15 protein-coding genes are annotated in these 18,726 nt (G+C 61.6%); 7 read left to right on the forward strand and 8 right to left on the reverse strand.

Annotation, left to right across the window (positions count from 1 at the left end):
- Positions 1-26: 26 nt before the first annotated feature.
- Together AB4N47_RS06375 and AB4N47_RS06380 are read right to left on the reverse strand one after the other, a co-directional pair.
- A complete protein-coding gene (locus tag AB4N47_RS06375; protein ID WP_341637124.1) occupies positions 27-1,067 on the reverse strand; it encodes an AraC family transcriptional regulator in 1,041 nt (346 codons plus the stop codon).
- A 3-nt stretch (positions 1,068-1,070) separates the two neighbouring features.
- The gene (locus tag AB4N47_RS06380) at positions 1,071-2,201 is read right to left on the reverse strand and encodes a nitrilase-related carbon-nitrogen hydrolase (RefSeq protein ID WP_341637125.1); all 1,131 of its coding nucleotides are present in this window, start codon (positions 2,199-2,201) and stop codon (positions 1,071-1,073) included.
- Positions 2,202-2,408: 207 nt separating this feature from the next.
- Here AB4N47_RS06380 and AB4N47_RS06385 point away from each other — a divergent pair, with 207 nt between their 5' ends.
- From AB4N47_RS06385 to AB4N47_RS06395, 3 genes are all read left to right on the forward strand, one after another.
- Entirely contained in the window at positions 2,409-4,448 is a 2,040-nt protein-coding gene (locus AB4N47_RS06385; RefSeq protein WP_341637126.1) for an NADPH-dependent 2,4-dienoyl-CoA reductase, read from the forward strand.
- Positions 4,449-4,573: 125 nt separating this feature from the next.
- Complete coding sequence (locus AB4N47_RS06390) at positions 4,574-5,497, forward strand: 1-aminocyclopropane-1-carboxylate deaminase/D-cysteine desulfhydrase (RefSeq protein WP_341637127.1); 924 nt, start codon at positions 4,574-4,576, stop codon at positions 5,495-5,497.
- A 256-nt stretch (positions 5,498-5,753) separates the two neighbouring features.
- Positions 5,754-6,428 carry a hypothetical protein gene (locus AB4N47_RS06395; protein WP_341637128.1) on the forward strand — a complete coding sequence of 225 codons (675 nt, stop codon included), beginning with the start codon at positions 5,754-5,756 and terminating at the stop codon, positions 6,426-6,428.
- Between the two features lie 82 nt (positions 6,429-6,510).
- On the opposite strand, the gene phnX is transcribed toward AB4N47_RS06395, so the two are convergent.
- Both phnX and AB4N47_RS06405 read right to left on the reverse strand, forming a co-directional pair.
- Positions 6,511-7,338: a phosphonoacetaldehyde hydrolase gene (phnX, locus tag AB4N47_RS06400; RefSeq protein ID WP_341637129.1), complete on the reverse strand. Its 828-nt coding sequence runs from the start codon at positions 7,336-7,338 to the stop codon at positions 6,511-6,513.
- Positions 7,339-7,480: 142 nt separating this feature from the next.
- Complete coding sequence (locus tag AB4N47_RS06405; protein WP_217878517.1) at positions 7,481-8,590, reverse strand: 2-aminoethylphosphonate--pyruvate transaminase; 1,110 nt, start codon at positions 8,588-8,590, stop codon at positions 7,481-7,483.
- Positions 8,591-8,703: 113 nt separating this feature from the next.
- On the opposite strand from AB4N47_RS06405, the gene AB4N47_RS06410 reads away from it, so the two are divergent.
- A complete protein-coding gene (locus tag AB4N47_RS06410) occupies positions 8,704-9,564 on the forward strand; it encodes a LysR substrate-binding domain-containing protein (RefSeq protein WP_341637130.1) in 861 nt (286 codons plus the stop codon).
- A gap of 96 nt (positions 9,565-9,660) precedes the next feature.
- Here AB4N47_RS06410 and AB4N47_RS06415 read toward each other — a convergent pair whose 3' ends face one another.
- Positions 9,661-10,533, reverse strand: coding sequence for a LysR family transcriptional regulator (locus AB4N47_RS06415; RefSeq protein WP_122612111.1), 873 nt, complete (start codon positions 10,531-10,533; stop codon positions 9,661-9,663).
- A gap of 271 nt (positions 10,534-10,804) precedes the next feature.
- Between AB4N47_RS06415 and AB4N47_RS06420 the strand changes: the two genes are divergently transcribed.
- Positions 10,805-12,130, forward strand: coding sequence for an MFS transporter (locus AB4N47_RS06420; protein ID WP_341637131.1), 1,326 nt, complete (start codon positions 10,805-10,807; stop codon positions 12,128-12,130).
- A gap of 72 nt (positions 12,131-12,202) precedes the next feature.
- A complete protein-coding gene (locus AB4N47_RS06425) occupies positions 12,203-13,594 on the forward strand; it encodes an FAD-dependent oxidoreductase (protein ID WP_460154438.1) in 1,392 nt (463 codons plus the stop codon).
- Positions 13,595-13,602: 8 nt separating this feature from the next.
- Here AB4N47_RS06425 and AB4N47_RS06430 read toward each other — a convergent pair whose 3' ends face one another.
- Positions 13,603-14,991: a type VI secretion system Vgr family protein gene (locus AB4N47_RS06430; RefSeq protein WP_460154439.1), complete on the reverse strand. Its 1,389-nt coding sequence runs from the start codon at positions 14,989-14,991 to the stop codon at positions 13,603-13,605.
- Positions 14,992-15,212: 221 nt separating this feature from the next.
- On the opposite strand from AB4N47_RS06430, the gene AB4N47_RS06435 reads away from it, so the two are divergent.
- Positions 15,213-15,917, forward strand: a complete 705-nt coding sequence (locus tag AB4N47_RS06435; protein ID WP_016775324.1) for a YebC/PmpR family DNA-binding transcriptional regulator — start codon at positions 15,213-15,215, stop codon at positions 15,915-15,917.
- A 102-nt stretch (positions 15,918-16,019) separates the two neighbouring features.
- Here the strand turns inward: AB4N47_RS06435 and AB4N47_RS06440 are convergent, their stop codons facing one another.
- The gene (locus AB4N47_RS06440) at positions 16,020-17,333 is read right to left on the reverse strand and encodes a protein kinase (protein WP_341637134.1); all 1,314 of its coding nucleotides are present in this window, start codon (positions 17,331-17,333) and stop codon (positions 16,020-16,022) included.
- A 204-nt stretch (positions 17,334-17,537) separates the two neighbouring features.
- Complete coding sequence (zapE, locus tag AB4N47_RS06445) at positions 17,538-18,668, reverse strand: cell division protein ZapE (protein WP_341637135.1); 1,131 nt, start codon at positions 18,666-18,668, stop codon at positions 17,538-17,540.
- Positions 18,669-18,726: the final 58 nt, after the last annotated feature.

Here is an 18,726-nt window from a genome sequence, read left to right on the forward strand (position 1 = left end):
GCTGCTTGCAGCTTGCAGCTTGCAACTCACGCTCCCGAACGATGACTGCGCCGGAACTCGCCGGGCGTCTGCCCGCTCCAGCGCTTGAATGCACGCTGGAAGGCTTCAGCTGAGGCAAAGCCCAGCAGGTAAGCGATTTCGCCGAACGCCAGTTCGGTGTCGCGGATGTAGGTCATTGCCAGGTCGCGGCGTGTGTCATTGAGGATCGCGCGAAATTGCGTGCCTTCTTCAGCAAGTTTGCGCCGCAGGGTCCAGGTTGGCAGTTTCAGGCGTGCCGCGACTTCCTCGAGATCCGGCTCGCGGCCGCCGTTGAGCAGCGGGCCGAGCAACTGAGTTATGCGCTCGCGCAGGCTGCGGGTGCGGGTCAGTTGTTCCAGCTCCCGCTCGCACAATTGCAGCAGATGTCGCCAGGTGCTCGGGCAATGTTCGGGATTGCGCAGGGCAAGGCTGTTCAGGCTCAGGCGCAGCTGATTGCGTTCGGCGCTGAACTGGATCGGGCAGTCGCCAAGCATTGTGTAGGCGTCGCGGTAATCCGGCGCTTCGAATTCGATTTCGATTCTCTCGGCGCGCAACGTTTCGCCGCACAGGCTCGACAACTGATGCAGCCAGCCGGCGAGGATCGAGTCGACCACGAAGCGGTTATAGGTGTTGTACGGGCTGATCGAGTAGAAGCGCAGCCAGGCACCGTTGGCATCTTCATGAAAACTGGACTGCCCGCGATAGTTCGAGCCGTAAAGCGGCTCGAAGCGCGTCAGGCAGCGGGCCGCTTCACGCACGGTGGGTGCTTGCGCCGCAGTGATGCCGGCCAGACCGGCCTGATTCAAGCGGATCATCCGGCCCATGCGCAGGCCCAGGGCCGGGTCGCCGGTGAGTTGAATCGCCGCATGGCCCAGGCGCATGTAACGCGGGATCGACAAGCGTGCCCCGGCCTCGGCCAGTCGCGCGGCATCGAGGCCGTATTGCTCGAGCAGAGGCAGCGGGTCGGTACCGTGGCTGCGCACGGCGTCGGCCAGACTATGGACGAAGCCCACCGACAGATCCCCGAGGCGCATCGGCTGCGGCTTCATGGTTTACAGCCAGACGTTCAGCAAACGCGCACCACGGGCCTCGCCATCGGCGAACTGCTGGCCGTTGCTGCTGAGGAAGCTTGTGCCGGTACTCGGCTTGTCCCAGAACTGCCCGCGCATGAATACACTGACGCCGGCAATCGCGTGGCTGCTTGGCGGTTGCGCGGTGAGGGTCAGTCGATGCCAGGCTTGGCCTTCACTGAGGTCGCCGGGCTTGAGGCTGACCGAGCCCGGCGTGCTCGAACCCTTGTAGCCACGCCATGGCTTGTCCCAGGCGCCTTGACCAATAACCTGCGCCGGCACGGCCACCAGTTGCGCGCCTTGTTCATCGAGGGTGCGGTAGTTGCCGGGATACCAGCTGTCACTGCCGATCAGGATGCCCAAGCGTCCGGCCGGTGTGTCGACGACCTGGATGGCATGTTTGTCTTCGGCCTGAATCACACCTTGCTGATCAAAGATCGGATGCATCTGCCGCTGCGGCTGGCCCAACGGTACGCCGTCGCGACCAAACACCACGCTGCTGTTGAACAGGGCGCCGCTGCCGGGCTTGAGCCGGCCGTCGCGGATGCTTGGCTCCGGCAGCACGATGGAGCCGGCTACAAGGGTGACCTGAAACTCCTTGGCCAGACCGCCGAACAGCGCCTGGTAATCCTTGGCCATGGCCTTCGCTTTCATCCGCAGATAAGCATCGTTCAGCCGTTGCTCGCCCTTGGCCCGCAGCCACGCTCGGGCAAACAACAGCGGATTGCTCGCCGCCAGCCAGTTCAGTGCCTCCGCCAGGGTCGGCGCCTGATACAACTCGTCTTTCTCGCCGCTGATCATCAGCCAGGTGCCGACGTGCTCGGGCAATACCACCACGGTTTTTTCGTTGAGCAAGCCCTGATCGCGGGCCTGCTGCAGATACGCTGCGAGTTTGCGGTGCAGGCGTGCGGAGCTTTGGTAATCGGTGGGGAACAGTTCGGGCTGAATGCCGAGCAGATTGCCTCGGTCGGCGGGCGTGCCCTGATTGACGGCGAGCTTGATGCGCAGGTCCGACAGGTAATGCCCCGCCGGCCGGTCTGCCGCCCACATGGCGTAGGTGGTCAGGGCGGCAATGAGGGCCATGGAGAAAAACAGATACAGAAGTTTGCGCATGAAAACCAACAACAGCCGGGTACAGAATGTGCCGACTAGGGTAGGGCCCATGGCTCGGGTTGCCAAGGGGCGCTGCGCATTTGGATCAATAACTTGTCAGTTACGGTCATTGAGTGACAGCGGTGCGACTCTTAGTCTGTCGAACATGACTGACGGGGGACGCAGAGCTCCCGCAACTTTCCGTGATCGCTCGTTGTGGAGTTACCGATGACCGCCGCTCATTACCCGCATTTGCTGGCCCCGCTGGACCTGGGATTCACCACGCTGCGCAACCGCACCCTGATGGGCTCGATGCACACCGGCCTGGAAGAAAAGCCGGGTGGCTTCGAGCGCATGGCGGCGTACTTCGCCGAACGTGCCCGTGGCGGTGTCGGCCTGATGGTCACTGGCGGCATTGGCCCGAATGATGAGGGCGGCGTGTATTCCGGCGCGGCCAAGCTCACTATCGAGGAAGAGGCGCTCAAGCACCGCATCGTCACTCGTGCGGTGCACGAGGCGGGCGGCAAGATCTGCATGCAGATTCTCCACGCCGGGCGTTACGCCTACAGCCCGAAACAGGTAGCGCCGAGCGCGATTCAGGCGCCGATCAACCCGTTCAAGCCCAAAGAGCTGGACGAAGAGGGCATCGAAAAGCAGATCAGCGATTTCGTCACCTGCTCGGTATTGGCGCAAACCGCCGAATACGACGGCGTCGAAATCATGGGTTCGGAAGGTTACTTCATTAACCAGTTCCTCGCCGCGCACACCAACCACCGCACCGACCGCTGGGGTGGCAGCTACGAAAACCGCATGCGCCTGCCGGTAGAAATTGTCCGTCGTGTGCGCGAAGCGGTCGGGCCGAATTTCATCATCATCTTCCGCCTGTCGATGCTCGATCTGGTCGAAGGTGGCAGCACCTGGGATGAAATCGTCACGCTGGCCAAAGCCATCGAACAGGCGGGCGCGACGATCATCAACACCGGTATCGGCTGGCACGAAGCGCGGATTCCGACCATCGCCACCAAGGTTCCGCGTGCAGCTTTCAGCAAGGTCACGGCCAAGTTGCGCGGCTCTGTGAGCATTCCGCTGATCACCACCAACCGCATCAATACTCCGGAAATTGCCGAGCAGATTCTTGCTGAAGGCGATGCCGACATGGTCTCCATGGCCCGACCATTCCTCGCCGATCCGGACTTCGTCAACAAGGCCGCAGCAGGGCGTGCCGACGAAATCAACACCTGCATCGGCTGCAACCAGGCGTGCCTCGACCACACCTTTGGCGGCAAGCTCACCAGTTGCCTGGTCAACCCGCGTGCCTGCCACGAAACCGAACTCAATTACCTGCCGGTGCAGCAGATCAAGAAAATCGCCGTGGTCGGTGCCGGCCCTGCCGGTTTGTCCGCCGCCACCGTGGCCGCCGAGCGCGGTCATCAGGTGACGCTGTTCGATTCAGCCAGTGAGATCGGTGGCCAGTTCAACATTGCCAAGCGCGTACCGGGCAAGGAAGAGTTTTTCGAAACCCTGCGCTACTTCAACCGCAAGCTGCAAACCACCAATGTCGAGGTGTGCCTGAACACCCGCGTCGACGTGGCCAAGTTGGTTGACGGCGGTTACGACGAGATCATCCTCGCCACCGGTATCGCCCCGCGCGTGCCGGCGATTCCGGGCGTCGAGAATGCCAAGGTCCTGAGTTATCTGGACGTGATCCTCGAGCGCAAGCCGGTCGGCAAGCGTGTCGCGGTGATCGGTGCGGGCGGGATCGGTTTCGATGTCTCGGAATTTCTCGTTCATCAAGGCGTGGCCACCAGTCTGGATCGCGCGGCGTTCTGGAAAGAGTGGGGCATCGACACGCAACTGGAGGCCCGTGGTGGTGTGGCGGGAATCAAAGCGGCGCCGCATGCGCCGGCCCGTGAGGTGTTCCTGTTGCAGCGCAAGAAAACCAAGGTCGGCGACGGTCTGGGTAAAACCACCGGCTGGATTCATCGCACCGGTCTGAAGAACAAGCAGGTGCAGATGCTCAACAGCGTCGAATACCTGAGCATCGATGACCAAGGCTTGCACATTCGCATCGGCGAAAGCGGTGAGCCGCAACTGCTGGCGGTGGACAACATCGTGATCTGCGCGGGGCAGGATCCGTTGCGTGAATTGCACGATGGTCTGGTTGAAGCCGGGCAGAACGTGCACTTGATCGGCGGCGCGGATGTCGCGGCGGAGCTGGATGCCAAGCGCGCGATTAATCAGGGTTCGCGGCTGGCGGCTGAGTTGTAAACACATTCTGTAGGAGCTGCCGAAGGCTGCGATCTGTTGATCCTGATTTCAAAAGCAAGATCAAAAGATCGCAGCCTGCGGCAGCTCCTACTAGTATGTGGTCTTTTCCAGATTGTGCAGTGCCCATGCTTTTGCCTCCCCCCGACTGGCTAGCCCAAGCCCCCCTCGAACCGCTCCGTCTAGGCTGGCTGGCAGACGCCGGCATCGAGGTCGCGATCCTGCGCCTGGACCGCATCGACCCGCTGATCAGCGGCAACAAGTGGTTCAAACTCGTTGAACATCTCAAAGCCGCCGAGCGTGCCGGCGCCGAGGGCATCATCAGCCTTGGCGGTGCGCATTCCAATCACCTGCACGCGCTGGCGGCGGCGGGCAAGCGGTTGGGATTCAAAACCGTGGGGCTGCTGCGCGGGCACCCGCAGGACACGCCGACAGTGCTGGATCTGCAAACGTTCGGCATGCAGTTGCATTGGCTCGGTTACGCCGGCTACCGCGCGCGGCACGGAGCGGGATTCTGGGTGCCATGGCAAGCGCAATTTCCGACGCTGCATGCGGTGCCCGAGGGCGGTGGTGGACTGGCCGGCGCCTTGGGTTGCGCAGCGATCAGGCAGCAGGCCGAAGAGCAATTGGCCAAGCTGGGCTGGAATGATTTCGACGCCTGGTGGCTGGCCTGTGGCACCGGCACGACACTGGCCGGACTGGCGCTCGCCGAGCGAGGCAAGCGCGTGGTGTACGGTGCTCTGGCAGTGCCGGATGATCACGGCGTAGCGCCGAACATTGAGTCGATCCTCGCGCACGCCGCCGAGCCTGCGGCGGACTATCAACTGATCGATGCCAGTCGTGGTGGTTTCGCCAAAGTTGACCAGGCGTTGCTGACCTTCATCGATCAGACCGAGCAAACCAGCGGCATCCCTTTGGAACCGCTGTACACCGGCAAGGCCTTGCTGGCGCTCAAGCAGCATGTCGAGTCAGGCGAATTCGCGGTCGGCACGCGTCTGGTCTTTGCCCACACGGGTGGCCTGCAGGGACGGCGCGGATTTGCAGCGAAGTAGCCGATGGTCGCGATCAACACATGCCAACCTTCGGCGTGATGATATTTGCAATCAATCGAAGTACGAGTTTTATGGTTTATGACTTCTGTTTGTTGAAAGTTATTGTTGTACGTTGGTCTGCGCAGCGTAACTCTATGTTGTTTATATCTTGTGGTTTCTTTTGGTTTGAATAGTTTGTTGTGCGTGATTATTGTCGGGTCGGCTCTTTAGTTTGTTATTAAAGATCAAAACTATATTTATCAATTTGAGTGTGAATATGAAAAGTCCGATCTCGAAGCCTCGCCCTACTACCACGACGTCAAAGCCGGTAACACCAACAAAGCCAGTTGCGCCAACCAAACCAGTTGCGCCAACCAAGCCACTAATTCCAACCAAACCAGTGGCGCCGACCAAGCCGGTAGCGCCGACCAAGCCAGTTGCGCCAACCAAGCCAGTGGCCCCGACCAAGCCGGTAGCGCCGACCAAGCCAGTGGCGCCAACCAAGCCGGTAGCGCCGACCAAGCCAGTGGCGCCGACCAAACCAGTGGCGCCGACCAAGCCGGTAGCGCCAACCAAACCAGTGGCCCCGGTTGACACCAAGCGTCCGCCAATGCCATGGCCGACCCTTAACATCAACATCGATCCTGTGGCCTTGATAACGCTGATTCAAACAATTGGTGCGAAAGTCAATGTCGATGGCTCCACCACACTGCCTGACGGCAGCGTAGTCGCTGTAGATAAAACTTCGATCAAGCGTCCCGACGGTATCATTCAATATGAAGACGGCCGGGTAGAGTATCCGGACGGGCGAATCGTCTGGCCGGATAATACCGTTGAATATCCGGATGGCCGTATTGTCTGGGAAGATGGAACTGAACAATTGCCGGACGGAAGTGTTAAACATCCCGATGGTCTTGCGTACGATGCGCAAGGTAACCTTATTTCCGAATAAGTCATAACAAGCGATGTCTTTACTCAAGACAGTGCAAAAAAACACCGCTGATTGCCATCAGCGGTGTTTTAGTTTTCCAGCCTCAAGCGTTTTGCGGCATCTCCCCGTTGGCCAGACGCTTGTTGATGTCGGCGATCACTTCCGGCAGATCGCTGATGGTGTCGATCATGTAATGCGGCCGCGAATCTGCGAACAGCGCGTGGATGCGCTTGCGCTCGCTGGCCAGTTCATCGCTGCCCAGCGCGCGGAAACCCTCATAATCCAGACCCAGCGCGTTGCCCGAGCAAATCAGCGCAACCGTCCACATGCCGGCCCGGCGACCTTCGAGAATGCCCGGCACGGTGTCGTCGATCTTCACGCACGCTGCAACATCGTCGATGCCCAGAGCGATCACGTTGGCCAACGCTTGCGCCGGCCATGGACGACCGTTTGGCACTTCATCGGTGGCGACCACGTGGTCGGCGACGTAGCCGTTGCTGGCGGCGAGTTCGACAACTTTGTCCATCACCGCTTTCGGGTAGCCGGAGCAGGAACCGATCTTGATGCCTTGTGTGCGCAGTTGGGCGATGGCGTCCAGCGCGCCGGGAATCAGTGCCGAGTGCTCGGCGATTTTCTCGATCTGCAACGGCATGAAGCGGTTGTAGATAGCGGTGACGTCATCGTCGGTCGGCGTGCGACCGAACACCTTGCGATAACGCTCGGCCACTTGCGGCTGATCACAGAGGGTGCGGATGTGATCCCACTTGCCCATGCCCATCGGCCCACGGGCTTCTTCGATCGATACCTGAACATCGAATTCGGCGAAGGCTTCGACGAAGATCTGCGTCGGCGCGAACGAGCCGAAATCGACCACGGTACCGGCCCAGTCGAGGATCGCGGCTTGCAGCTTGCTTGGATTGGTGTAGTTCATGGCAATTAGTTCCTGATTTGAAAATGAGATCAAAATGTGGGAGCGAGCCTGCTCGCGAAAGCGGTCTGACATCAGCTTATGTGTCGCCTGGGACGACGCTTTCGCGAGCAGGCTCGCTCCCACAGGGGATTTGAGGTGAGGCTCAAATGTCGAGCACTTCCATTTCGCGCAGCACTTCACCCACTGCTGCTACGGCCTGGCGCATTTCGTCCGGGGTGACGTGGCCGATGCAGCCGACGCGGAAAGTTTCGACCTGGGTCAGCTTGCCGGGGTAGAGGATGTAACCCTTGGCCTTGACCCGCTCATAGAAGTCCTTGAACTGGTAACGCGGATCCTGCGGGGCATGGAACGTGGCGATGATCGGCGCCTGAATTGCCGCCGGCAGGAAGCTGCGCAAACCGAGCTTGTTCATCTCTTCCATCAGCGCCTGACAGTTGGCCGCATAACGCGCATGCCGCGCTGGCAGGCCGCCTTCTTCGCTGTATTGCAGTAGCGCTTCGTGCAGCGCCGCGACCACATGGGTGGGCGGGGTGAAGCGCCATTGCCCGGTTTTCATCATGTAGACGTGCTGGTCGTACAGGTCCATCGCCAGCGAGTGCGAGTTGCCAGCCGCGGCGGCCAGCGATTCCTTGCGGGCGAAGACAAAACCCATCCCCGGTACACCTTCCAGGCATTTGCCGGAGGCGGCGATCAGCGCGTCGAACGGTACTTTTTGCGCATCCACCGGCAACGCGCCGAATGAGCTCATGGCGTCGATGATCAGGCGTTTGCCGTGTTGCGCGACGACCTCGGCGATCTCGGTCAGCGGATTGAGAATGCCGGTGCTGGTTTCGCAGTGGATCAGCGCCACGTGGGTGATGTCAGCGTCGGCGCGCAGCAAGCGGTCGACGTCAGCGGCGGTGGTCGGTTCGTCTTCGGCGGTTTCGAAGGTGCTGAACGAGCGGCCGAGCACTTCGCAGATTTTCGCCAGGCGCTTGCCGTACGCGCCATTGATCAGCACGAGGATTTTGCCGTCGCGCGGTACCAGCGTGCCGATCGCCGCTTCGACGGCGAAGGTGCCGCTGCCCTGTAACGGTACGCAATGGTGGCTGGCGGCGCCGTTGAGGATGGCCAGCAATTGCTCGCACAGGCTGGCGGTCAGCTGGTTGAAGCGGTCATCCCACGAACCCCAATCGACCATCATGGCCTGACGGGTGCGGGCCGAAGTGGTCAACGGGCCGGGAGTGAGCAGAATCGGTGCGGCGGTACTCATTCGTGTGTCCTCGCGAAAACGCTGTGGGATGAAGCTACGGGGCCTACGTTGCAATTCGCCGTTGCATCAATCAAATTGTTTGTTGTTATGCCAGCCATCAGTGAGGGTTATCCATGAATCTGTTTCAGCTGCGCGCCTTCGATGCCGTGGCCCGCGAAGGCAGTTTCACCCGGGCGGCTGCGCGGTTGTTCATCAGCCAGCCGGCAGTCACCGGACACATCAAGTCGCTGGAGGAGCACTACCAGATCACCTTGCTGCGGCGCACCGCGCGACGGGTGGAACTGACCGAGGAGGGCACCAAACTGGCGGCGATCACTCGCGCCATGTTCGGCCTGGCGGAAGAAGCGCAGACGCTGCTCGAGGCCAATCGGCAGTTACTGACCGGGCGTCTGGAGGTGGCGGCGGACGGGCCGCACATGGTCATGCCGATGCTGGCAAGCCTGCGCGCACGCTATCCGGGGATCACCGTCAACCTGCGTCTGGGCAACGCGCAGGAAACTTTGGCGGCGCTGTTGTCGGAACACGCCGATGTCGCGGTGCTGACCGAGGTCGAGCCGCGCAAGGGCCTGCATCTGCAAGCGCTGAGCGAATCGCGGATCTGCGCGCTGGTGCCGGCGGGGCATCGCTGGGCGAATCGCTCCGGGGAAATGAAACTCAAGGAGCTGGACCAAGTGATCATGGTCCTGCGCGAGCCGACTTCGATCACCCGGCGCACGTTTGACCAGGCGTGTGCGCAGGCCTCGATTCAGCCGCGGGTGTTGCTGGAGCTGGACAGTCGCGAGGCGGTGACCGAAGCGGTCGCGGCCGAGTTGGGGGTCGGTGTGGTGTCATCGGTGGAGGTCAGTCATGACCCGCGCGTGGTGGCGATCCCGATTGCCGGGGAAGGGCTGGTGAACCGGCACATGATTGGCTGTATGGAGCGCCGGCGCGAGTTGCGCTTGATTCAGGCGTTTTTTGATCTGGCGCCAGACTGAAAACCGAGGCGACTCCTTCGCGAGCAGGCTCGCTCCCACACTACAGAGCGCGGTCCCATGTGGGAGCGAGCCTGCTCGCGAAGGGGCCAGTGCTGCTTACACAAGGCTCTCGCGAACCATATCGAGAAACGTCGCCACCACCCGCCGCGAACTCTGTTCGCGCAAGCACACCAGGGTTTCGGTCAGGCGCCTCGTGCAGTCGGTGATCGGCAACGCGCAGACCCGTGAGTCGGCGCCGAACTCCGCCGCTGAAACCACACCAACCCCGATCCCCACCACCACGGCTTCGCGCGCCGCTTCCCGACCTTCAACCTGAATTGCCGGGCGAATGCGCAAGCCCGCTCGGGCCATTTCCTCTTCCAGGGTCTGCCGGGTTACTGAACCGATCTCACGCAGCACCAGTGGCGTGTCATCCAGATCGGCCAGACAGATCGATTCGCGTTCGGCCCACGGATGATTGCGCGAAACGAACGCCACCATCGGATCGTTGCGCAACGGCACGCACAGCAAGCGTTCATCGGTTACGTCGCGGCCGAGCAGCGCCAGATCGGCCTGATAGTTGAACAGGCGAAACAGCGATTCATCGGTATTGCCGGTTTCGATTTTCACGCTGATCCCCGGGTAGCGCTCGCAGAACCGCGCGATCTGCGGCAACACGTGGATCGGCGCGTCCACGGCGAGAATCAGGCTGCCGGTCTGCAGGGCCTGGGATTCCTGCAGCAATTCCTGCGCTTCGGCTTCGATCACGAACAGGCGCTGGGTGATCGCCAGCAGGCGCTCGCCCAGGTCGGTCAGGCGCACGGAACGTTTATTGCGGTGAAACAGCAGCACGCCGAAGCGTTCTTCGAGTTTGCGTACCTGGTCGGAAATCGCCGGTTGCGTCAGATAAAGCCGCTCGGCGGCGCGGGTGAAGCTGCCATGGACGGCCACCGCATGGAACGCTTTGAGTTGGGCATGAGAGACGGACATGGTGGCTCCAGTAACAAGCTCAGCTTATGTGTGAAATACGATAAATCGATTTTATTTATTAAACAGTAATTGCTTTGATCGGCTCACGCCATCGCTGACTGTTCGGTCGAACAGCAGCGCCGGCCCATGAGCCTGTGCGTGCAACAGCAGACTCATCTGACCGTTATCGCCGAAGGGAAGGGGCGGTAACGCAGTGCTCAACAATAAAAAACACAGGCGTTTTTCTTAATCGATTCTGCCGGCACACTCACACCCTGAGGTCAGAACCACCATGAACAAGCACATCGGCACCCTGGCGCGTTGGCGCGTGCAGATCTTCGCTATTACCTGGCTCGCGTACGCCGCGTTCTACTTCACCCGCAAAGCATTTTCGGTGGCCAAACTGGGCATCGCCGAAGACCCTGATTTCACCCTCGACAAAATGGCCATGGCCAACCTCGACGCAATCTATCTGGCGGCGTATGCCCTCGGACAGTTCACTTGGGGCATGCTCGCCGATCGCTTCGGTCCACGAGTGGTGGTGCTTGGCGGTTTGCTGATATCCGCCGCTGCGGCGCTGGTGATGGGCAGTTTCGCTACATTGCCGATCTTCGCCACGTGCATGTTGATTCAAGGTTTGGCGCAGTCCACTGGCTGGTCGGGGCTGTGTAAAAACCTTGGCAGCTTCTTCCCGTCAGAGCAGCGCGGGCGCGTGCTCGGTTTGTGGAGTTCCTGTTACGCGTTTGGTGGTCTGGTCGCCTCACCGTTCGCCGGCTGGTGGGCCTACACGCTGGTCGGCACCTGGCACGCGGCATTCATTTCCAGCGCGGCGGTGGTCGCGGTGGTCGCCGTGCTGTTCTTTATCTTCCAGCGCAACAAACCGGAAGACGTCGGCTTGCCGGCGGTGGAGCCCGAGCCGGAACTGACCGCCGAAGAAACCGCAGCCAACAGCAAACTCAGCGTCTGGGAGCCACTGAAGGAAATCCTGCGCAACCGCACGGTGCTGGTGCTGGGCCTGGCGTATTTCCTGCTGAAACCGGCGCGCTACGCGATTCTGTTGTGGGGCCCTGTGATTGTTTTCGAACAGATGCCCAGTGTCGGCAAGGTCGGCGCGGCGATCATTCCCACCGCGTTTGAACTGGCCGGATTGCTCGGGCCGATCATGATCGGCCTGGCCTCGGACAAACTCTTCGGCGCCCGACGCATGCCGGCCTGCGTGCTGAGTCTGCTGGCGCTGACCGTGACGCTGGCGTTGTTCATGGCTGCGCTGAACACCGGCAGCGTGTTGTTGGTCGTCGCGTTGCTGTTCGTCATGGGCCTGACGTTGTATGGCCCGGACTCGATGATCAGCGGTGCGGCCGCCATCGATTTCGGCAAGGCCAAGGCCGGCGCCACCGCCGCCGGTTTCGTCAACGGCTGCGGCTCCGTTGGCGCGGTGCTCGGCGGTTTGCTGCCGGGCTACTTCGACTCGGTGACGGTGTTTATCGTCTTCGCCGGATGCGCGCTGTTCTCGGCGCTGGTGCTGTTTCCGCACTGGAACAGTCGGCCGGTCGGCGTGATGGAGCCGCGCGCGGCGATCCCCAACTGCCCGCTGAGCGTCAAACCGCTGCGTTCCTGAAACCCTTCGCCCCGTGGCCTGCTGCGCGGTGCGCGGCAGGCTGCGTCGTGGCTATCTGACTGGAGATTTCCCATGCGACCGTTCTGGCTCGAGCAAGCCTTGCAGGCCGACCCATCCGAGCAGTGTCCACCGCTGCAAGGCGAGGTGCGCACGGATGTGTGCATTGTTGGCGGTGGTTACACCGGATTGTGGACGGCGATCATGCTCAAGCAGCAAAACCCGGAGCTGGATGTGCTGCTGATCGAAGCAGACATCTGCGGTGCCGGCGCCAGTGGCCGTAACGGTGGTTGCGCACTGTCATGGTCGGCCAAGTATTTCACCCTGGAGCGCTTGTTCGGCGTCGAAGAAGCAGTGCGTCTGGTCAGGGAATCGGAGCGCAGCATCCATGCGATCGGCGAGTTCTGCGAGCAGTACGGCGTCGATGCCGACTACCGCCTCGACGGCACGCTGTACACCGCGACCAATCGCGCCCAGGTCGGCGCAACTGATGCGGTGATCGCGGCGCTGGAGCGGAACGGCATCAACTCGTTCAGCCAGCGCCCGCTCGCCGATGTGCAGCGCATGGCTGGCTCAGCGAAACACCTGGAAGGCTGGTTTTCCCCGGCGGCTGCCAGCGTGCAACCGGGCAAACTGGTACGCGGTCTGCGCCGGGTGGCGCTGCAATTGGGCGTGAAGATACATGAAGGCACGGCGATGACCGGTCTGGAAGAGGGCCGCCCGGCACGCATCCACACACACAGCGGCAAGGTCATCGCCGACCGCGTGGTGCTGGCGATGAATGCGTGGATGGCCCGCGCGTTTCCTCAGTTCGAGCGCAGTGTGGCGATCGTTTCCAGTGACATGCTGATCACCGAACCGCGCCCGGACCTGCTGCAGCAAATCGGTTTGACCAGCGGCGTCAGCGTCCTCGATTCGCGGATTTTCGTGCATTACTACCACAACACCCCGGACGGCCGGATCATGCTCGGCAAGGGCGGCAACACCTTCGCCTATGGCGGGCGGATGCTGCCGGTGTTCGATCAGCCGTCGCCTTACGCCGGATTGCTCAAGCGCAGTCTCGCGGATTTTTTCCCGGCGTTCGCCGAGGTCAAAATCGACGCGACGTGGAACGGCCCGTCGGATCGTTCGGTGACCGGTTTGCCGTTTTTCGGCCAGATGAGCTCGGCGGGCAATGTGTTTTACGGCTTCGGTTATTCCGGCAGCGGCGTCGGCCCGTGTCACATGGGCGGGCAGATTCTCGCCGCGCTGGTGCAGGGCCTGGATAACCCGTGGACCCGTTCGCCGCTGGTCAACGGGCCGCTGGGTTATTTCCCGCCGGAACCGATTCGCTACCTCGGCTCGCTGATGGTGCGCAACGCCATCCGCCGCAAGGAGCGCGCCGAAGATCACGGGCGCCGGCCTCGGCATCTGGACGTGCGCTTGGCCAAGTTCGCGGCGGCGGCGGGCAAGGCGGACAAAGGCTGAGGCGCCAATCAATGCTCGGCGCGGTGGCTCAGCCAGTCGAGCAACAGGCTGTCGCGCGCGGGTTCTGATTCGCGCTCCGGCGGCTGGCGTGCGTGGCTGAGGCACAGGATCGGTCGGTCCGGATCACTGTCGAGGAAACTCACCCACACTTCACTGCCGGCACGCGGTAATTGATCGACCGCGACGGGGCCGCTGAACCGGCTCATGGCGATCGGCAGCCACAGGGCGTCGCTGGCGGATTTATCCGCAGACGGCCACAGGCTTACAGCGAGGCAGCCGTTTTCGTCCACTTGCGCAGGTTGCCCAGGCGCACCCGCGACTTTCGCCAAGTGATAACCGGCAATATTCGGGCGAGCTTGTTTGAGTGGCGGACGGAAATCGGTCGACCAGGGCTGCGCAGTGAAGTCGTTGTGATAACGCTGAACGCTTGGCGTCGGGTCAAGGATCGAAGGGTGCTGCCCTTGGTGGCGCACGGCGCATATCAGCCATTGTTCGTTGAAATGATGGATCGGGTGATCGGCCACAAGCAGCAGTCGGCCACTGAGCAAATCGCTGCAATCACTGCGCCCGTGAATGGAACGCAACTGGCAGCGCTGGCGTTGCAGATGGCGCCGGCTGCGCTGTTCGGCGTGCAGACGTTCCGGCGATCGCGCGGGCATCGGCAACTCGGTCGAGACTTCGTTGGCGGCTTCGGCGTTGCCGGTTGGCTGGCCACGATTGCGCACCGCATGCAGCATCGGCACGGGCGCCGCGCGATGCTGTTGATAGAGTGCGCTGACGCAGGGCGATGGTGGTTGCTCATCAGCATTGAAAGGGATTTCAACCGGTTCCTGCGGCAGGCTCAGGCTGTCGTCGGCGAACACCACGACGTGTCCGTGCGGCCCGTGTTCGAAGTGATAGTGGATGCCTTCTTCTTCGCATAGCCGCTGCAGCAGGGCCAGATCGCTTTCTTCGTACTGAATGCAAAACGCCCTTGCCGGGTAGTGACCGACGCTCATTTCAATGCGGTAGCTGTGCGCTGGCAGGGCATGTTCCTCGAGCAGTTGTTGAATGATCTGCGGCACACTCAGGTGAGTAAACACGCGGCGCTTGTGCGCTTGCGCCAGTTGTTGCAGATGCGGCACCAGAATCAGTCGATAGCCGACCCGATGGGTCCCGCGATGTTCGCAGCTGGCGCTGGAAATGACGCCGTGGAACCCGTGCTGCTCACTGAGCCGCAGAAAGGCCGGCCTGTGCAGGAAGGATCCCGGAACGATGGCCGGGGCCAGGCCGAGCAGTTCGATGTCGAAACGGTAAGGCTGGTTCAGCGCTTCCTCGCCGCGAAAACGCACCACCGGCAGGCGCAATCCGCTGTCGGTCAGCGTAAGGGTGAAGGGACTTTCCTTGTCATTGAGCATTCGAGCAGGCCCTGTCAGGCGATACGGGGTTTCAAGGGTACGAAACCGTCGGCCTGAATGGTCATGTCAAAGGCGCTTTTCAGAATCCCCCTACATGCTTTGGTGAAGATGTCGATTCCGTCGGCTGTTTTTTTGGTCGATTGCCGACTTTAGGCCGTATAAACTTGCCGCCACGCGTCGGCCAATAGATGTCTCGGCGCCACAGATCAAGAGAGTGAGTAATGGGCGCACAGTGGAAGGTTAAACACAAAGAAGCGGCAGCCAACGCCAAAGGGAAGATCTTCGGCAAACTGGTGAAGGAAATCACCATTGCTGCACGCAACGGTGCCGATACCGCCACCAACGCACACCTGCGTCTGGTGGTCGAGCAGGCGAAGAAAGCCTCGATGCCAAAAGAAACCCTCGATCGCGCGATCAAGAAAGGCGCCGGTCTGCTGGGTGAAACCGTGCAATACCATCGCGTGACCTACGAAGGCTTCGCGCCGCATCAGGTGCCGCTGATCGTCGAATGCGTCACCGACAACATCAACCGCACCGTCGCGGAAATCCGCGTGGCGTTCCGTAAGGGCCAGTTGGGCGCTTCCGGTTCGGTGGCGTGGATGTTCAACCACGTCGGCATGATCGAAGCCGCGCCGGACAGCCCGGATGCCGATCCGGAAATGGCTGCGATCGAAGCCGGTGCCCAGGATTTCGAGCCGGGTGAAGAGGGCGCGACGTTGTTCCTCACCGACCCGACCGACCTCGACGCTGTGCAGAAAGCTCTGCCCGAACAAGGTTTCACCGTGTTGTCGGCGAAACTCGGCTACCAGCCGAAGAACCCGGTCAGCGGCTTGAGCGACGAGCAGATGGCTGAAGTCGAAGCGTTCCTCGAAGGCCTCGACAACCATGATGACGTGCAGGACATGTTCGTCGGTCTGGCTGGCTGATCTGTCGCGCCAGTAATGACCTCTTCGCGAGCAGGCTCGCTCCCACACTGGAATGTATTTCAACTGTGGGAGCGAGCCTGCTGGCGATTGACCGTGCAGCGGTCACAGGTTCTCCAGCACCTCGATCACTTCACTGAACCCCGGCCGCCCCAGCACATCGGCCTGACAGCAACGTCGTTCCAGCGCCTGCAGTTGCGCGCGGCGCTCCGTACTCAATCCTGAGTCGACACGCTCCAGCAATTCCCCCAACAACACACCGAACGCACGGACTTCCAGGCGCTGCAATGCGCGCGTCTGCACATCATCGCCGGTGGCATGAAACGACGCCGCGCCGAAATCCCCCAGCAGACAATCGCCCTGATCGTTCAACAGAATGTTGTGGCCATACAGATCGCCGTGGGTGATGCCTTGGCGGTGCAGGTGCTCGGCCGCTGAGGCGATGCCTTTGGCGACGCGCAGGGCGACCTCGGCGGAGAACCGGCGATCTTCGGCATAAACATCCCGCGAGCAGGAGTCCAGGCTGGGCAAACCGGCGAGATTGCCGAAGCTCGGATCAATCAGTTGCATCACCAGCCCCTGCTGTTGATCGGGATGGCCGCTGACGCGCCCTTCGATGCGGATCAGGTTCGGGTGCAGGCCTGCGGTGATGCAGGCGTTCATCTCATGCAACGGCGAACCGTCGCTGGTCATCTCGCCTTTGTACAGCTTCACCGCAACCGCCTGCGCCGTGCCATCGTCACGCTGCCAGACCGCCCGGGAAATCACCCCGGAAGCGCCTTCGCCCAGTTGCTGTTCAAGGCGCAGCGCCGACCAGTCGATCAGCGGCGTGGCCTCAAGTGCAGCGGCATCGGCTTCGGTCTCCAGCGGATTGCCGGCGTAGGCCAGCCAGGTCAGGCTCGGCAAGGTCAGCAACCACTGCGGCAGTTCGCTGAGTTGATTGGCAGCGATGCGGAGCAATTCCAGCCGATGGCAGTGACGCAGGGAGTCTGGCAGCGATTGCAGGCGATTGCCGGCGAGCATGAGCTTCTGCAAAGCGGGGCGTTCACCGAGTTCGCTGGGCAGGCTTTCGATGCGGTTATCGGTGAGGATCAGCCAGCGCAGCTGCGGCGGCAGGGCGGCACCGGGCACATTGACGATGCGGTTGGCCTTGAAGCCGACCATGGTCAGCGCGGGGCACTGGCCGAGGCAGGCCGGCAGTTCGCTGAACTGGTTGTCGGAGCAGAACAGCACGCGCAGGCGGGTCAGGCGATGCAGGTCCTCCGGCAGGCTGCTCAGCGCGTTGCCGCTGAGGTTGAGCACTTCCAGCGTGTCGGCCAGTTGGAAAATTTCGTTGGGGAATTCGGTCAGCCCGCAAGACAGGTCGAGGCGGGTAATGCCGGACAGCTCGCCGGCGCGCAGTTGAGCAAGGGTGTGCATGTCTGGTTTCGCTATTGATCGGTGGAGCGACGCGTGGGCGCTGGAATGGGCGACATGATAGCGGTAAAGCGGATGCTGAACGGATTTTGAGTTGTCCCGGGACCTTGTGGGAGCGAGCCTGCTCGCGAAAGCGGTGTATCAGTTAAATGAACTCTGACTGACATACCGCTTTCGCGAGCAGGCTCGCTCTCACAGGGTAGGGTGTCAGTTGGGTTCGTGGATTTCCTGCAACTGCCCCAACCGGCTGCGCGTGCGCGCCAGGTCGATGGCGTGACCTTCCAGGCTCTGGCCCAGCGGTAGCTGGCCGAGCAAGGTCAGGTGTTTGTCTTGGTCGTAAAGCACGTCAATCAGATTGATGAAGCGCTGCTGCACGGCGATCGGACATTCGCCGAGCTGCGGCAGGTCATCGATGATCCACTGGTCGAAACGCTGGCACAGTTGCAGATAATCCATCACTGCCGTTGGCTGTTCACACAGATCGTTGAAGGTGAACGCGACTCGCCGGCCTTGGCAAAAACGGGCCTGAAGCTGGCGCTTGCCAACTTCGAGGGCCAAGGCAGGCGCGTCGGCTGCTGGCAGGTCCAGTGTCTGACGTTGAGCTGATGTCGCTGGCCATACGTAATGTCCTTGGGTAAATACTTGATGCGTGTGTTGACGGTTGAGCGTGCGGTAGTCGTGGGCGCCGCCGACTTCCATCACTTGCATGCGCGTGTTGATCAGCTCGATCACCGGTTTGAAGCGCGCGTGATACAGCGGATTAGGCAGCAGGCCCTCGGGTGCATAGTTGGAGGTCACCAGCAGCATGATCTGCCGTTTGAACAGGGCCTTGAACAGCCGCGTGATCAGCATCGCGTCGCCGATGTCGTGCACATGGAATTCGTCGAAACACAGCACCTGGCAATCTTCCAGCAACTCATCCAGGGTGATTTCCAGCGCGTCTTCCTCCTGGCGATGACGGAACATGCCGTCGTGCAACCGGGCAAAAAACTGATGGAAGTGCAGGCGACGTTTGCGCGGGATCGGCAGTGCCTGGAAAAAACCGTCGAGCAACCAGCTCTTGCCGCGCCCGACGGCTCCGTACAGGTACAGACTCGGCGGGGTGTGGCCGCTGTCGCCGAGCAGCACGCTGGCTTGCTGCGCCATGCAGTCGATGACTTGCTGCTGACTGCGGCTGAGGGTGTAGCCCTGGCTTTTGGCCTTGTGGCGGAAATAATCGCGGATGGTCGCGGCATGAGCATCGTGCCCGGCGCTGGCGGGCAGGCCTTTGCCGAACAGGCGGCGCAGCAACGGCCAGCGTTGGCTCAGTCGTGATCGTTTCGGCGTTCGGGCGGGCACGCGGGACAGGCTCCTGGTTTCTCAGACCGGCTCCACAGCGAGCGCGGTGGCCCCAGTG

The sequence above is a fragment of the Pseudomonas sp. S3_G06 genome, assembly GCF_054667565.1.

What these genes read in the sequence shown, in the direction of transcription:
- AB4N47_RS06375 (WP_341637124.1), bottom strand. Translation starts at nt 1,067, where the DNA reads ATGAAGCCGCAGCCGATGCGCCTCGGGGATCTGTCGGTGGGCTTCGTC.
- AB4N47_RS06380 (WP_341637125.1), bottom strand. Translation starts at nt 2,201, where the DNA reads ATGCGCAAACTTCTGTATCTGTTTTTCTCCATGGCCCTCATTGCCGCC.
- AB4N47_RS06385 (WP_341637126.1), top strand. Translation starts at nt 2,409, where the DNA reads ATGACCGCCGCTCATTACCCGCATTTGCTGGCCCCGCTGGACCTGGGA.
- AB4N47_RS06390 (WP_341637127.1), top strand. Translation starts at nt 4,574, where the DNA reads ATGCTTTTGCCTCCCCCCGACTGGCTAGCCCAAGCCCCCCTCGAACCG.
- AB4N47_RS06395 (WP_341637128.1), top strand. Translation starts at nt 5,754, where the DNA reads ATGAAAAGTCCGATCTCGAAGCCTCGCCCTACTACCACGACGTCAAAG.
- phnX (WP_341637129.1), bottom strand. Translation starts at nt 7,338, where the DNA reads ATGAACTACACCAATCCAAGCAAGCTGCAAGCCGCGATCCTCGACTGG.
- AB4N47_RS06405 (WP_217878517.1), bottom strand. Translation starts at nt 8,590, where the DNA reads ATGAGTACCGCCGCACCGATTCTGCTCACTCCCGGCCCGTTGACCACT.
- AB4N47_RS06410 (WP_341637130.1), top strand. Translation starts at nt 8,704, where the DNA reads ATGAATCTGTTTCAGCTGCGCGCCTTCGATGCCGTGGCCCGCGAAGGC.
- AB4N47_RS06415 (WP_122612111.1), bottom strand. Translation starts at nt 10,533, where the DNA reads ATGTCCGTCTCTCATGCCCAACTCAAAGCGTTCCATGCGGTGGCCGTC.
- AB4N47_RS06420 (WP_341637131.1), top strand. Translation starts at nt 10,805, where the DNA reads ATGAACAAGCACATCGGCACCCTGGCGCGTTGGCGCGTGCAGATCTTC.
- AB4N47_RS06425 (WP_460154438.1), top strand. Translation starts at nt 12,203, where the DNA reads ATGCGACCGTTCTGGCTCGAGCAAGCCTTGCAGGCCGACCCATCCGAG.
- AB4N47_RS06430 (WP_460154439.1), bottom strand. Translation starts at nt 14,991, where the DNA reads ATGCTCAATGACAAGGAAAGTCCCTTCACCCTTACGCTGACCGACAGC.
- AB4N47_RS06435 (WP_016775324.1), top strand. Translation starts at nt 15,213, where the DNA reads ATGGGCGCACAGTGGAAGGTTAAACACAAAGAAGCGGCAGCCAACGCC.
- AB4N47_RS06440 (WP_341637134.1), bottom strand. Translation starts at nt 17,333, where the DNA reads ATGCACACCCTTGCTCAACTGCGCGCCGGCGAGCTGTCCGGCATTACC.